Origin of the sequence: Streptomyces sp. R41, assembly GCF_041053055.1 — a bacterium.
Classification (GTDB): Bacteria; Actinomycetota; Actinomycetes; order Streptomycetales; family Streptomycetaceae; genus Streptomyces.
This window is the reverse complement of record NZ_CP163443.1, coordinates 10,292,961-10,306,803: the sequence shown is the minus strand read 5'-3', so window position 1 is coordinate 10,306,803 and position 13,843 is coordinate 10,292,961. Positions and strand designations below refer to the sequence as shown.

10 protein-coding genes are annotated in these 13,843 nt (G+C 69.2%); 4 read left to right on the top strand and 6 right to left on the bottom strand.

What is annotated here, in order from left to right; translation table 11 throughout:
* Window positions 1-49: 49 nt before the first annotated feature.
* Both AB5J53_RS46960 and AB5J53_RS46955 read right to left on the bottom strand, forming a co-directional pair.
* The gene (locus AB5J53_RS46960) at window positions 50-2,512 is read right to left on the bottom strand and encodes a SpoIIE family protein phosphatase (protein ID WP_369251695.1); all 2,463 of its coding nucleotides are present in this window, start codon (window positions 2,510-2,512) and stop codon (window positions 50-52) included.
* 495 nt (window positions 2,513-3,007) lie between these two features.
* Window positions 3,008-3,853 (bottom strand): LysR family transcriptional regulator, encoded by an 846-nt coding sequence (locus tag AB5J53_RS46955; RefSeq protein ID WP_369251693.1) that lies wholly within the window; start codon window positions 3,851-3,853, stop codon window positions 3,008-3,010.
* Window positions 3,854-3,977: 124 nt separating this feature from the next.
* Here AB5J53_RS46955 and AB5J53_RS46950 point away from each other — a divergent pair, with 124 nt between their 5' ends.
* Complete coding sequence (locus AB5J53_RS46950) at window positions 3,978-4,868, top strand: NAD(P)H-binding protein (protein ID WP_369251691.1); 891 nt, start codon at window positions 3,978-3,980, stop codon at window positions 4,866-4,868.
* A 263-nt stretch (window positions 4,869-5,131) separates the two neighbouring features.
* On the opposite strand, the gene AB5J53_RS46945 is transcribed toward AB5J53_RS46950, so the two are convergent.
* Together AB5J53_RS46945 and AB5J53_RS46940 are read right to left on the bottom strand one after the other, a co-directional pair.
* Window positions 5,132-5,743, bottom strand: a complete 612-nt coding sequence (locus AB5J53_RS46945; RefSeq protein WP_369251690.1) for a hypothetical protein — start codon at window positions 5,741-5,743, stop codon at window positions 5,132-5,134.
* Window positions 5,744-6,144: 401 nt separating this feature from the next.
* On the bottom strand, window positions 6,145-7,263 hold the full coding sequence (locus AB5J53_RS46940) for a PP2C family protein-serine/threonine phosphatase (RefSeq protein ID WP_369251689.1): 1,119 nt from the start codon (window positions 7,261-7,263) through the stop codon (window positions 6,145-6,147).
* A 394-nt stretch (window positions 7,264-7,657) separates the two neighbouring features.
* Between AB5J53_RS46940 and AB5J53_RS46935 the strand changes: the two genes are divergently transcribed.
* Window positions 7,658-10,387 carry a SpoIIE family protein phosphatase gene (locus AB5J53_RS46935; protein WP_369252907.1) on the top strand — a complete coding sequence of 910 codons (2,730 nt, stop codon included), beginning with the start codon at window positions 7,658-7,660 and terminating at the stop codon, window positions 10,385-10,387.
* A gap of 367 nt (window positions 10,388-10,754) precedes the next feature.
* Here AB5J53_RS46935 and AB5J53_RS46930 read toward each other — a convergent pair whose 3' ends face one another.
* Window positions 10,755-11,102 (bottom strand): hypothetical protein, encoded by a 348-nt coding sequence (locus AB5J53_RS46930; protein ID WP_369251688.1) that lies wholly within the window; start codon window positions 11,100-11,102, stop codon window positions 10,755-10,757.
* A gap of 440 nt (window positions 11,103-11,542) precedes the next feature.
* Between AB5J53_RS46930 and AB5J53_RS46925 the strand changes: the two genes are divergently transcribed.
* Window positions 11,543-12,532 carry an aldo/keto reductase gene (locus AB5J53_RS46925; protein ID WP_369251687.1) on the top strand — a complete coding sequence of 330 codons (990 nt, stop codon included), beginning with the start codon at window positions 11,543-11,545 and terminating at the stop codon, window positions 12,530-12,532.
* A 433-nt stretch (window positions 12,533-12,965) separates the two neighbouring features.
* Complete coding sequence (locus tag AB5J53_RS46920) at window positions 12,966-13,487, top strand: HPP family protein (RefSeq protein ID WP_369251686.1); 522 nt, start codon at window positions 12,966-12,968, stop codon at window positions 13,485-13,487.
* A gap of 64 nt (window positions 13,488-13,551) precedes the next feature.
* Here the strand turns inward: AB5J53_RS46920 and AB5J53_RS46915 are convergent, their stop codons facing one another.
* The gene (locus AB5J53_RS46915; protein WP_369251685.1) at window positions 13,552-13,713 is read right to left on the bottom strand and encodes a recombinase family protein; all 162 of its coding nucleotides are present in this window, start codon (window positions 13,711-13,713) and stop codon (window positions 13,552-13,554) included.
* Between the last annotated feature and the right edge of the window lie 130 nt (window positions 13,714-13,843).

Here is a 13,843-nt window from a genome sequence, read left to right as displayed (position 1 = left end):
CCGAAGCACGGCGCCTTGGGCCGGCGGCACCTGCCGGCCTTGGTTACGTTTACGGGATCTCCTGTTCGGCCCAGATGACCTTTCCTCCAGCCGTGTAGCGGGCACCCCAGCGATGGGTGAGCTGGGCTACGAGAAACAGGCCACGGCCGCCTTCGTCCATGCTCCGGGCATGCCTCAGCCGAGGAGCGGTGCTGCTGCCATCGGCGACCTCACAGGTCAAGCGAGAGTCCCGAAGCAGCCGCAGTCGTACGGGCGGTGAGGCGTAGCGGATCGCGTTGGTGACCAGCTCGCTCACGATGAGCTCCGTCGTCATGGCCAATTCCTCAAGGCCCCAAGCTGCCACCTGGCGGGTCGCCCGGGCTCGGACATCACCGACGGCGGCCGGGTCCGAGGGCACATCCCACGAGGCGACATGGTCGGCCCCCAGAGCGTGCGTGCGCGCCAGGAGAAGGGCGATGTCGTCGGGTTGAGGCACGGGCACGAGCTGCTCCACGGCGGACGCGCACAGTGCTTGGAGGTTGGAGTCGGGCTGGGACAGCACATCGCCGAGACGTGACATGCCGGGGTCCATGGCGCGGTCGGCTCCCTGAACGAGGCCGTCGGTGTAGAGACCGAGCAGGCTGTTCTCGGCGAGCTCGATCTCGGTGGCTTCGAACGCGAACCCTCCCAGCCCGAGCGGAGGCCCAGCGGGAAGCTCCGGGAAGTGGACGTGTCCGTCGGGGGCGACGACGACAGGAGGCGGATGTCCGGCCCGGGCCATCGTGCAACGTCGCGTGACCGGATCATAGACGGCGTACAGACAGGTCGCTCCGAGGAAGGCCGTGAGAGCCCGGTTGGACGACTCGTTGCCGGTCTCCTCCTCGCTCAGCCGGAGCACGAGGTCGTCGAGGTGGGCCAGCAACTCCGCAGGGGGCATATCCATGGCGGCCAGGGTCTGAACCGCGGTGCGCAGCCGGCCCATGCTCGCGGCCGCGGTGATGCCGTGGCCGACCACATCGCCGACGACAAGGCCCACACGGGCGCCGGACAGAGGGATCACGTCGAACCAGTCGCCGCCGACCCCGCCTGTCGCGTCCGCCGGCAGATAGTAGGAGGCCACCTCCAGCGCGGTTCCGCCCGTCAGGGCGTGGGGCAGCAGACTGCGCTGAAGGGTGACTGCTGCCGCGTGTTCCCGGCTGTAGCGGCGGGCGTTGTCGACGCACAACGCTGCTCGCGCCACCAACTCGCGGGCCAATAGGACATCGTCCGGCTGGAACGGGACGGGATTGAGCGAACGGGCGAACGTGGTGAGGCCCAGGGCAGTGTTCCGCGCTCGCATCGGCACGGAGATGAGGGAGTGCAGTCCGAACTCGCGGATGCGTGCCACCCTGGCAGGCTGTTCGGCAACCCACAGGGCGTCCGCCGGGTCGAGGACGGGGATGAAGATCGGATCGCCGTTGATGAGCAGGCTCACGTCGTGCGGCGGGGGCAGGAAATCGACCTTGGCCCCGATCCGCGCCACGGCCTCCGGGCAGCCCTCGCGCACTGAGCTCAGTCCGGCCCGGCGCATCGCCGGCCTGGTGGGTGCCGGTCCGGCATCGCTCAACCACGTTCCATGTCCCTCCGTGCTGAGGACCGGCTCCAGCAGATCGACGATGACGAAGTCCGCGAAGCGGGGAACAGCGAAGTCGGCCAGCTCCTGGGCCGTCCGCATCACGTCCAATGTTGTGCCGATGTTGGTCCCGGCCTCATTGACCATCGACAAGAGCCGGCGGGCACTCCACCGCTCGGTGACGTCCAGGACCATGTAACAGACCCCGGTGACGGAGTTGTCGGCGTCCACCAGGGGGAAGAAGGAAGTGGAGTATGCGCGTTGGCGGTGTGGGTCGGCCCAACTCCATCCCACGTACTCGTAGTCGGTGACCGGGATTCCGGTCGCCAGCACCTTTCGCATGATGCCCTCGAGGGTGTCCGCCTGCAGCCCCGGCAGCAACTCGCTCAGACGACGGCCCAACCGCTGCTCACGGGGCACACCGCCGAATCGTTCCAGGGTGTCGTTCAGCCAGACGTAGCGCAGCTGCAGATCCATCAGCGCCATGCCGACCGGCGAGCGAGTCAGGAAGCCGTCGAGGACGGACTGGCCCACCGCCCATTGCGGCCTCTGCTCCCGTGCCGAGATCAGAAAACACTCGTCTCCGCCGAGGCGGAAGGACGCGGACACCCGCAGGTCGACTTCGATACGGCTGCCGTCTCGGTGCCGTACGGGGATGAGACCGCTCCACCCCATTCCCGCGCGGCACCGCTCTGCGACGCCTGCCACACGTGCCGGATCCCCGGGCATCGCGAGCAGACACGCGGCGGAGCCGCCGACAACCTCTGCAGCGGGGTAGCCGAGAAGGGCTTGAGCGCCCCTGGTCCAGCCGACCACGACGCCGTCTGCGGATACCACCGCTGCCGCGTCAACGGACGCATCGAAGAGATCGCGCGGCCCCGCGGAAGTGGGCCCGTCGGAACCTTTGCGCACAGAAGCCATCGTTTCCATCCCTTACACGTGACCATGTTCCTGCTTGCCCGCCCGATGTGCACGGTCTGGGCGGACGGCGGCCGAGCCGCCCCGGCGGGCCCCGGCCGGCGCCTACCGTGCTTCTGGACACGCCCACGGACCTGGGACCGGACCGAAGTGATCCACGTCGTCGCGCCTGCCGTCATGACGGCAGCGCCACGGGAGACTCGCTTCCCGCGGTGGGTGCTGTGCCGGCCGAGGACGGCATGCCGGCTCGAAAGCGGAGGGACATCCGACGAACCGGCCTTCGCCGCCAAGCCCGACCTGGCCAAGGCGATGGTGCTGCGGGCGCTCGCCCCTCCGCTGCCGATCGCCTGGGTGACCGCGGATGCCGCCTACGGCAAGGAGTGGCGGCCGACCGCATGCTGGAAGGGGGTCCCAGCAGCAAGTACTGACGGGACATCAGCCGCCACACTCACCCGAATCATCTTTGACCAGGGAAAACGTCAAGGTAGTGCTGGAGTACTAACCCGCGTGCCGGTCCCGCACGGCATCGGCCACGGACGCCGCGGCGCGCACGAGCGCCGCCGTGGCCGTCGAACGGGACTGCTGCGGCCAGGCGATGACGAGGACCGCGGGCGGGGCGTCCGGGATCGGCCGGTAGACGACGCCCGGGCGCGGGTAGCGGGCGGCGACGGAGGCGGGCAGCAGGGGGACGACGTCGCCCAGTGCGACGAGTGTGAGCAGTTGGGCGAGGTCGCGGCCCGCACTGCGGATCTCGTCCAGGTACCGATGCACGTCGCCGGGGCGCAGGCCGAGGTCGGCGAGGGTCAGGCGGTCCCGGGCGGCGAGCGGGTGGGTCGCGGCGAGGGCCGCGACGCGCGGTTCGGTGGCCAGCGTCTCGGTGTCCAGGCCGGTGTGGTCGAAGGGCTCGTGGACCAGGGCCGCATCGGCTTCCCCCTGGCGCAGGAGTCGCGGCTGTTCCTGCCAGTCGCACAGCCGCACGGCGACCGGTACGGCCGCAGGCTCGGACTCGAAGCGTGCCAGGATCGGCTCCAGCAGTCCCGCGTCCCCGTCGGCCTTGACCGCCAGGACCAGCTGCGGCTCCGGGGCGGCCGCGCGCTGTGCCCGCCGCCCGGCGGCCTGCAGGGCGTCCAGAGCGATCCTCGCCTCCGCGAGGAGCACCGTTCCGGCCCGGGTCAGCACCACGCGGTGGGTCGTCCGCTCGAAGAGGGTGACGCCCATCTCCGACTCCAACTGGCGGATCGCGCGCGACAAGGGTGGCGGGGAGATGCCCAGGTGCTCGGCGGCGCGGGCGAAGTTGAGCTCCTCGGCGACGGCGACGAAGTAGCGCAGCGGGCGGGATTCCACGCTCTCCCCCTCCGATCGGTATTACCTTGAGGGTAACAAGCCGGAGCGGATCGATCCTTCAGTTCGGGCGCGCCACGCAGCAGGCTCGACGACATCCAGTGAAGCATCCCTCTTGGAGTTGTTCATGATCGTCGTCACCACCCCGACCGGCCAGATCGGCCGACAGGTCCTCGACCGTCTCCTCGACGCTCCGGACGGCACAGCGGGGATCCGGGTGATCGCCCGCGACCCCGCTCGCCTCTCCGCGCGAGTGCGCCAACACGTCGAGGTCGTACAGGGATCGCACGCCGATCCCGCCGTCCTGAAGGAGGCATGCGCCGGCGCCGACCGCCTGTTCTGGCTGGTGCCCCCGACACCCGCGGCCGACAGCGTCGAGGGCCACTTCCACGACTTCACCGAGCCACTGCGCGAGGTGATCGGGCGCCACGGCGTCGAGCGGGTCGTCGGCGTCTCGACCCTGGGCCGCGGAGTGGCGAAGAACGCCGGGCAGATATCGGCGTCGCTCGTCATGGACGAGGCGATCGCGGCCACGGGTGCGCACTACCGGGCGCTGTGCCCGCCGTTCCTGATGGACAACCTGCTGGGCCAGGCGGAGTCGATCCGCAACGCGGGTGTGTTCTTCCTGGCACTGGCGGAGGACCGCGTTCTGCGCACCTGCGCCACCCGCGACATCGCCGCCACGGCGGCCCGGCTGCTGCTCGACGGCTCCTGGACCGGGCAGGACGACGTCCCGCTGGTCGGACCCGACGACCTGTCTCCCGAGGGCATGGCACGGGTCGTCTCCGAGGTGCTCGACCGCCCGGTACGCGTCCAACGGACCAGCAGCGCGGACTACAAGGCGACGGCGCTGCGCTTCGGGGCGAGCGAGGCCTGGGCGCAGGGACTGGCCGACATGGCGGAAGCCCTGAACGACCAGGGCTTCTACGGTGACCTCGAGCCGAGCACACCCGAGTCCGCGCCGACCGGCTTCCGCCAGTGGTGCGAGGAGGTACTCAAGCCGGCTGTCCTGACCTAGAGCGCCTTCGGATCAGGCCGGCTTTGAGCCGCGGGGCCTGACCAGTGCCGGTGAGCGGGGCTTGGCGCGTGCGGCTGCACGGTGGAGGAGGACGTCGACGCCATGGGGTCCCTCTGGTCCACCCCCCGTTCGAGCGCAGTCGAGAACTCGGAGGGTCGGCAACCGACGACAACGCCGGAGTGAGCACCTCCCTGCTCGAGCAAGCCCAGCTTGGGGGCGTGCGTTCCAAACCCCGCTCTCCCGGGAGGATCCCAAAGCCCGCCCTAGCCCCTGAACCCGTCCTGGTCCCGTCGGCCTCGCCGGGGCTGAGGACGGCCGCCACGGCCACCCGAGCGACGACGCGACGGCACAGAGGGTGTCTCGGCACTGCTGAAGCCCGGCCCGGTCGGGGCGCTGAAGCCGCTGGGCACCACCGGTGCCGTCGCCGCGGCGGCAGGCGCCGACGTCTGCGCGGCCGACGTGGCCGGCTCGCGCGTACGGGGCAGGGCGCGGCCGACGACACGGGTGTGGGTCATCAACGGGGCGCACGCCGCGCACACTTCCAGCAGAGTCCAGACCTGACCGACGGCCGGGTCGTGGCGCAGGACCAGGACCACGCTGCCCGCGCAGTGCACCTGACTCCCCTCGTGGGCTGCGCACTCTGCCTGCCGGCAGGCACAGGCGGCGTCCGGGTGCACGCTGGCCGCCCGGGCGTGCGCGGCCGCGTGGGCTTCGGCAAAGCGGCGCAGCGCTCCCAGGTCACGGGAGCGGGGCGGCATGCCGCATGGGGAGGAGCACGTCACGGAGGCGGTACGGTCGCTGTGGCCGGAGACCCTGATGGTCCACATCCGTCCCGGGCGGCGTGCGGCGGGAATTTCGGGGTGCGCGAGATCCAAGGTCGGCAGTCCTTCAGCAAAGGGGTGGTGTGCGCGACGGCGCGCGGCACCATACGTACCCCGCCCTCCGGCCTGTCATCCATCGGTTGCGTCGCAGGCGCTCGCGAGCAACGACTCGTAAACGCGGGGTCCGGAGTTCTGTCCGGGTGCCGTGATCATCCCATAGCGCCGTAGTGGTGGCGTACGAGCTCACGCCGACGCGAACGGATTCCGCGGGAACGGCCGGCACACGTGAGGCTGAAGCCAAAGCCCCCACGGTCACTATGGCCCGGCGAACATGTCCGCCGGCGCCCTCTGCTTCGTCCTCGCTCAGTCGTACGGGTTGTGATCCAGTCCTACGGGCTGTGACCCGGGTGCTGTGCCCGGCCGATCAGTACGTCCCACCCACGGCATCCAGCCACCTAGGGTCTGTGCTCCTGGCCCAGGGTGTTCGGGCACCTCACCGCGAGGGCCGCGATGTCGTCGTCGAGCCTTCCGCCGCTGTAGTCGAGCAGGTCCCGGTGAAGCCGGTCGAGCAGCTCGCGCGGCGGCTCCGGGCCCTGGCGCCGCATCCACTCCGGCAGCGGAAAGAACTCGCCGGTGCGGTCCCGGGCTTCCGATACGCCGTCGGTGTAGAGCAGCAACTGGTCACCTGGGACGAAGGCGACGGTGTCGACGCAATAGTGCTCGCCGATGAGCGCTGCGAGATTGAGAGGCGGCGAGGCGATGGTGGGCTCCAGGACGCGGATCTTCCCGCGATGCGCAAGCAGTGGCGGGGGGTGCCCGCAATTGAGAATTTTGACGTGGCCGCCACCGCGTGGGATCTCGGCGATGAGAGCGGTGGCAAAGTGCTCCGGCCGATCCTGGGTCGGAAACGCAGCACTATGGCGGGCGATGCTGGTCTCGAGGCGATGGATGATGTCCCGCAGATCGGGCTCGTCGTACGCGGCCTCCCTGAAGCAGTTGATCACTGCCGAGGCCGCCCCCACGGCGGACAGACCCTTGCCCCGAACGTCGCCGATGAGCAACCGGACCCCGTACCGTGTGCCGGCCGCTTCATAGAAGTCGCCGCCGATCCGGGCCTGCTCCTGGGCCGCCAGATACAGCGACTCCATCTCGACGTCCTCGATGCGGCGCGGCAGGGGGCGCAGCAGCACCTTCTGGGCTGCGTCCGCGACGAGCCGGACCTGGAGGAGTATTTCCTCCCGCTGGAGTCGGACATGGCTTGCGTATGCGGCCGCCAAGGTGACCGCGATGATCGCAGCCGATGTGTACTGCGTCCCCAGGTCGGTGTAGAAGAAGCTGAGGCTGATCATGACCAGCAGGCAGAACGTCCCCAACAGGATCGTGGGGAGCACGGGCCACATTGCGGCGGCAAGAGCCGGCGCGGCGGGCAGTAGGCGGCTGAAGGCGATCTCCCTGGGGGTGGAGAACGCCAGGCCGGCGATGAGGGCGGTAAGGATCAACGGCGACAGCCGGGCGACCTCCCACCGGCCGCCGTAGGAGGGACGACGGTGCCGCAGCCGTCCAGACATGATCACAAAGTGCATCATATCGGTCAAAGCGGGCATCGAGCTTTGGTGGATCATGCACTTCATGCGTGGCGATCGACCAATCGAACCGCGGAAGCGCGGTCCGCTCGATCGAGAGATACGGCAGCGCGACGAAGACCGCCGGGAGTGAAACGACCTCGCACCCGCCGATCCGATCATGGTTCGCCGCGCAGCTCACCTCCGCCCATTTCCGGGAGATGCGAGGCAGGCGCGCACAGGATCCCGCCGACCCGGCCACCGCGGCGCAGGCCGCGCAACGCATGCCTGAGCACGCGTCCGAGGCCGAGCCAGGCGGGGATCGCTCCTCGACGGGGGCATGGCCACTCGGGATCGCCAGTGCTAGAAAGGTCACATGGCGAATCGTTTCGCCGGTTTTCGACGCATGTCGCTGAGGCCACTGGTCACAAAGAGCCCGCGAAGCGTAGCCGGGCAGGTCTTCGTTTTCCAGGTGGCCCTGGTAGTGCTGCTCGTGGCCTGCGGCGTGTTCGCCCTCGCCCTGCAGTCGAAACGGGACACCACCGCCGAGGCCATACGCCGCTCCATAGCCGTCGCGCAGACGTTCGCACACTCTCCCGGTGTCCTTGCGGCACTGCAGACCCCTGAACCGACCAAGATTCTCCAGCCGCTCACCGAGGCGGGGCGCAAGGCTGCCGGTGTCGACTTCATCGTGGTCATGGACACCAAGGGCATCCGCTACACCCATCCCCTGCCGAATCGCATCGGAAAGCGGTTCGTGGGCAACATCGCGCCGTCGCTGGCGGGGAAGGTGTACACGGAAAGCGTCCACGGCCCGCTGGGCCACGAGGTACAGGCCACCGTCCCCATCGAGAACGAGAACGGCAAGGTGGTGGCCCTCGTCTCCGCCGGGCTGAAGGTCAAGAACGTGACCCATCAGGTCTGGCGGCAACTACCGATCATCCTGGGCACCGGGGCCGGGGCGCTCGTGCTGGCCACAGGCGGGACGGCACTGGTGAGCAGGCGGCTGCGGCGGCAGACCCACAGCCTGGCCCCGGACGAGATGACCCGCATGTACGACCACCACGACGCGGTGCTGCACTCCGTGCGCGAAGGGGTGCTCATCGTCGCCGACGACGGGCGGCTGTTGCTGGCGAACGACGAGGCGCGACGGCTGCTGGAGCTGCCCCCGGACGCCGAGGGACGGCGCGTGTCGGAGCTGTCGAGCCTCGACCCCGAGACGGTGGCGCTGCTCGACTCCGGGCGCGAGGCCACTGACGAGGTGCACTTCGCCGGAGAGCGGCTGCTGGCGGTCAACCAGCGCCCCATGGATCGCTACGAAGGTCCCAGGGGAACGGTGGTGACGCTGCGCGACTCCACCGAGCTGCAGGCGTTGACCGGCAGGGCTGAGATCGCGCGGGAACGTCTCAAACTGCTCTACGACGCCGGGCTCGGCATCGGCACGACTCTGGACGTGCTGGGCACCGCCGACGAACTGGCGCGGGTTCCGGTCCCCCGGTTCGCCGACTTCGTCACCGTGGACCTGGCCGACGCCGTCCTGCACGGCGAGGAGCCTGCCCCCACGGCAACTGACATCCGACGCACCGCCGTCTACGGCATCCGGGACGACCATCCGCTCTACGAAAAGGGCCGGCTGATCGACTTTCTGCCGTCCACGCCCCAGGCGCGCGGCTACGGCAGCGGCCACGCCGAGTTGGTGACCGACCTGTCGACCGCCACGGGCTGGCACGCGCAGGACCCGGAGCGCACCAAGGAGATCATCGACTACGGCATCCATTCCCTCATCGCCGCCCCGATCCAGGCCCGCGGCGTCGTGCTGGGCATGGCCAACTTCTGGCGCTCCAAGGAGCACGAACCCTTCGACGAGGAAGAGCTGTCGCTGGCGGAGGAACTGGTGGCCCGTGCCGCGGTCAGCATCGACAACGCCCGCCGCTACACACGCGAGCACGCCCTGGCGGTCACCCTTCAGCGCAGCCTGCTGCCGCGGGCCCTGCCCGAGCAGAGCGCCGTCGAGGTCGGCTACCGCTACCTCCCCGCCCAGTCGGGCGTGAGCGGGGACTGGTTCGACGTGATCCCCCTGCCGGGGAGCCGGGTGGCACTGGTCGTCGGCGACGTGGTCGGCCACGGCCTGCATGCGGCCGCCACGATGGGCCGTCTGAGGACCGCGGTGCACAACTTCTCCACGCTCGATCTGCCGCCCGATGAGCTGCTGAGCCATTTGGACGACCTGGTCGGCCGTATCGACCTGGACGAGGAGAGTACGGATGGCGCCGCGGGCATCCTGGGCGCCACCTGTCTGTACGCGATCTACGACCCCGTGACGCGCCGCTGCGTCATGGCGCGGGCGGGGCACTTGGCGCCCGCGCTCGTCCAACCCGACGGAACCGTCACCTTCCCGGACGTGCCGACCGGGCCGCCTCTGGGCCTGGGCGGCATGCCGTTCCAGACCGCCGAACTGGAGCTCGCGGAGGGCGCCCAACTCGTCCTGTACACCGACGGCCTCATCGAGGACCGCAGGCGTGACCTGGACGTGGGAATGGAAATGCTGCGCCAGGCACTGGCGGGCCACCCCGACCGGCCGCCCGAGGAGAGCTGCCAGGCTGTCCTGGACGAACTGCTGCCCGGGCGTCCCAAGGACGACGTCGCTCTGCTCATCGCCCGCATCCGGGGGCTGCCGCCCGACCGGATCGCCGACTGGGATGTGCCGCTCGACCCGGCCGCCGTCTCTGGGATGCGCGACGCCGTGTCCCAAAAGCTCGACGAGTGGGGTCTATCCGAGCTCGGCTTCAGCATGGAACTCGTCCTGAGCGAGCTCATCACCAATGCCATCCGCTACGGCACCGAGCCGATCCACGTGCGGTTGATCCTCGACCGTACGCTGATCTGCGAGGTGGCCGACGGCAGCAGCACCTCGCCTCATCTGCGCTACGCCGCGACGATGGACGAGGGAGGCCGGGGCCTGTTCCTGGTGTCGCAGATAACCGAGCGCTGGGGCACCCGGTACACGCCCCAGGGCAAGGTGATCTGGGCCGAACAGGCACTGCCGGACGCCAATGAGGGGCCCGGCCTGTCGCTTGCCGACGCGGAGGCGCTCTTCCCGGACGACGGGGCAGCCGACCCGGGAGCCCCGGCGTGACGACGGCTCGGCCCAGGACGACGCCGTTGCTCTTGGCGCCTTCTCTCTCGGCGCCGACGACTCGTCGAGTACTACCTGGCGGGGTCTGACTGAGTGAGCGGTTCGTACATGACGACCTGTGGGGTGTCTTCCGGCGGACGGTGCCTCCCACCGCAGGAGAGGGGACGAAGGGGACCCCGGACGGCACCGACGGCACGAACGATCCCCCGCCGGACGGGATACCGGCCGGTCCACCCGCCGCGGACGTGCAAGGTACGCAGGTGTGTCAGGAATGCTTTGGCGCCTCCCGCGCTGTCGGCAGGATCAGGATGTCGGTGCCGAGGCGGTGAGCATCGGGGATCCGGGCCGGGGCGATCGGGTTGATCATTCATTCGTTCAAGGAATTGCTGGGTGCCGGTGGCACCAAGCGGCGGAGCTGCTGTGTCCATGGGTCAAAAGCCCGGGAAGAGGGTGCCAGGTCGTCACCGGTGACTGGGCCGTCTGTGGTCGGTGGGTCCTGGAGGTGGTTGCGGCCGTAGAGCAGACACGTCGATCCGCTCCCACAGCAGAGCTGTCTCGGCGGGAGGAACTGAAGGACGAGCACTCGGTCGTCCCGGTCCTCACCGATCTCGAAAAGCGCCCACGGGAGGTCGGTGCGCAGTTGACCGGTGAACGTCGCCGGACCGCCGTCGGTGTGGAAGCGGACGGTGAGCACGCCCGATTCACTGCGGCTCATCGCGATGTTCTGGAAAGCGCCGAAATCGCCGGGGCTCTGGCGGGCATCAAGGCTCCTTGTGTCGGTTGGCGCTGCCCCGCACCGCCCTTCCACACAACCACCGCATCGAGCTGTCACGCAGCTTTTGCGCAGTCGCATCGCGTACATCGGGTATACGCCACGCTTATGGCCGCCCGACGTCCCCGCTCCGCACTCGGCAGCCGAACACGATGAAAGAAGGGTCCGTTCGCCGTCGCGAAACACCGTGATGGCCCACTCTGCCCTCAAGCCCAGATGCTGCAACGGGCGATCGTCCTCGCGGGGTCCGCGGCATCGAGATGCCGACGCAGGGAATCCACAGCTAAATGGATGAAGGGGCGGAGAGGCCGTCGGGAGTTCGCGGCGTCCGCCGCGCACTTCCCTGAGCGAAGATCAACTCTGCAGGAAAGGTTGGAACTCACATGGACCAGCGCAGGCTGCGAGACCTCCAGGTGTCAGCCATCGGCCTCGGCTGCATGGGGATGTCCGCCTTCTACGGCACGACCGACGAGGACGAGGGCATCAAGACCATCCGACACGCCCTCGATCTGGGCATCGACTTCCTCGACACCGCGCAACTCTACGGGCCGCTCACCAACGAGACACTTGTCGGTCGGGCCATCAAGGGACACCGCGACCAGTACGTGATCGCCACGAAGTTCAACTACCGGATGGACGACGCCGTTGCGGGCGACATCAGCACGATCGGGCGCCAGGACGGCTCCGCCGAGCATGTGCGCAGCTCGATTCACGGCTCGCTCAAGCGGCTCGGAACCGACCATGTCGACCTCTACTACCAGCACCGCGTGGACCCTGACGTGCCGATCGAGGAGACCGTCGGCGCCATGGCGGAGTTGGTCGCCGAGGGCAAGGTGCGCCACATCGGTCTGAGCGAGGCGGGGCCGGAGACCATCCGCCGTGCGAACGCCGTTCACCCGATCACGGCGGTGCAGACCGAATACTCCCTGTGGACACGCGATCCGGAGGCGGAGGTCCTGCCCACCTGCCGGGAACTCGGAATCGGGTTCGTCCCCTACTCGCCCCTGGGCCGCGGCTTCCTCGCGGGCCGGTTCTCCTCCCCCGACGAACTCGAGGAGGGCGACTTCCGCCGCAGTGGCCCCCGCTTCACCGGCGGCAACCTGGAGGCGAACCTCAGGCTCGCGGAGAAGGTGAAGGAAATCGCCGCGGAGAAGGACGTGACGGCGGCGCAGCTGGCGATCGCCTGGGTGCTGGCGCAAGGCGACGACCTGGTCCCGATCCCGGGCACCAAGCGCCGCACCTATCTCGATCAGAACGCCGGCGCTGTGGACGTGGAGCTGACGAAGGAGGACCTGGCCCGAATCGAGGCCGAACTTCCGAAGCCCGCCGGGGAGCGCTACGACGAGGCCGGCATGAAGTCCGTGAACCTCTGACACTCGCCTATCCGGACACGGGCACCGGCCCGGGGCGATGGCTCCGGGCGGGCGGGCTCCAAGCACCCGAAGGACGACTCGAACGGGCACCAGCACCCGCGGGAGCCGTTCGATAGAGGACCTCGATCGAACGATAAGGAAGCGGGCTTGGACAGGCATTGGCCGGCAAGGTCAGGATGCTGGGCATGATCTCCGTCTTCACGGACGACGAGCCGCCGTGGCCGGAAGCGGGGATGTTTCCGAGGAGTTCGCATGCTGATTCCGTGCGCCCCGCAGGTGTGCACACCGCCGGCCGGTCCAGGGATCGCGTCCCCTCTCCGCCTGACGCGGACGCAGGCTACCGGGCGGTCGGGCCGCTCAGGGGCTCTCGGCCTTCCATCCGGAGCAGAATGCCCCATTCATGGCATGTGACGCGCCCGGGATACCGGAAACCGTGGATACCCTGGCCCGCCCGGCGAAGCGGCCCGCGATTCGCCGGTGGAAATCCGACGAACTCCGGCTGCCCTGGCGCACGGTCGCGTCGGCGGCCATCACTACGTCGGTCGGGTTGGCCGTACTGGTGGCCGCGGGGACGCTCACGCACCAGACGGTGCTCGTACCGCCGCTCGCGGCCACGATGGCGATCGTCACCGCGACTCCCGACTCGCCTCTGGCGCAGCCCCGCCATGTCATCGGCGGCCACATGCTGTCCTGCCTCGTCTGCTTCGCGGTGCTCGCCCTCGGTTGGCACGGCCCTTGGGCCGCTGCCGTGGCCTGCGGGATCGCCTATGGACTTGTGCTCGTACTCAAGGCGGCCCATCCGCCAGCCATGGCGACCGCCGTCATGATCATGCTCACCAGTCCGCCTGCAGGCCGCTTCGTGCCCCTCTTGGCCGCCGGTGCGGTGCTGCTCGTCGTGGTGCAGATGGTCTCCGCCCGTCTGCAGCGAGGGATCTACCCCATCTCCTGGTGGTGAGCTGACACGGTCGTGAACCGGCAAGGTGGTGACGCGCAAGGCCCTCTGAGGCACCGTCAGCAGGTCAGGGGGAGAGCCGGTCGAGCCGGCTGACCTTCAACGTGTCGCCGTCGCGCAGCAGCTGCACGACGAGGTCGACCGTCGGCCGCGGCGCCTTCGCGCCGCCACTCACTTTGTCGATGTGGATGTTCTCGTGGTGCCCACAGCAGGGTGTCGACCTGATCATCGGGGTTCTGGTCGGTGGCGCCCTGTTCCATGAGTCCGGGCCATCCGTAAATGACTGGCGCGCATCTTGATGCAACGGGACGATCCGGAGTGTCCGGGCCGACGCGAACCCCTGTGATCGCGCTCCGCCT

What these genes read in the sequence shown, in the direction of transcription:
- AB5J53_RS46925 (WP_369251687.1), top strand. Translation starts at nt 11,543, where the DNA reads ATGGACCAGCGCAGGCTGCGAGACCTCCAGGTGTCAGCCATCGGCCTC.
- AB5J53_RS46915 (WP_369251685.1), bottom strand. Translation starts at nt 13,713, where the DNA reads ATGATCAGGTCGACACCCTGCTGTGGGCACCACGAGAACATCCACATC.
- AB5J53_RS46935 (WP_369252907.1), top strand. Translation starts at nt 7,658, where the DNA reads ATGTCGCTGAGGCCACTGGTCACAAAGAGCCCGCGAAGCGTAGCCGGG.
- AB5J53_RS46950 (WP_369251691.1), top strand. Translation starts at nt 3,978, where the DNA reads ATGATCGTCGTCACCACCCCGACCGGCCAGATCGGCCGACAGGTCCTC.
- AB5J53_RS46960 (WP_369251695.1), bottom strand. Translation starts at nt 2,512, where the DNA reads ATGGCTTCTGTGCGCAAAGGTTCCGACGGGCCCACTTCCGCGGGGCCG.
- AB5J53_RS46930 (WP_369251688.1), bottom strand. Translation starts at nt 11,102, where the DNA reads ATGAGCCGCAGTGAATCGGGCGTGCTCACCGTCCGCTTCCACACCGAC.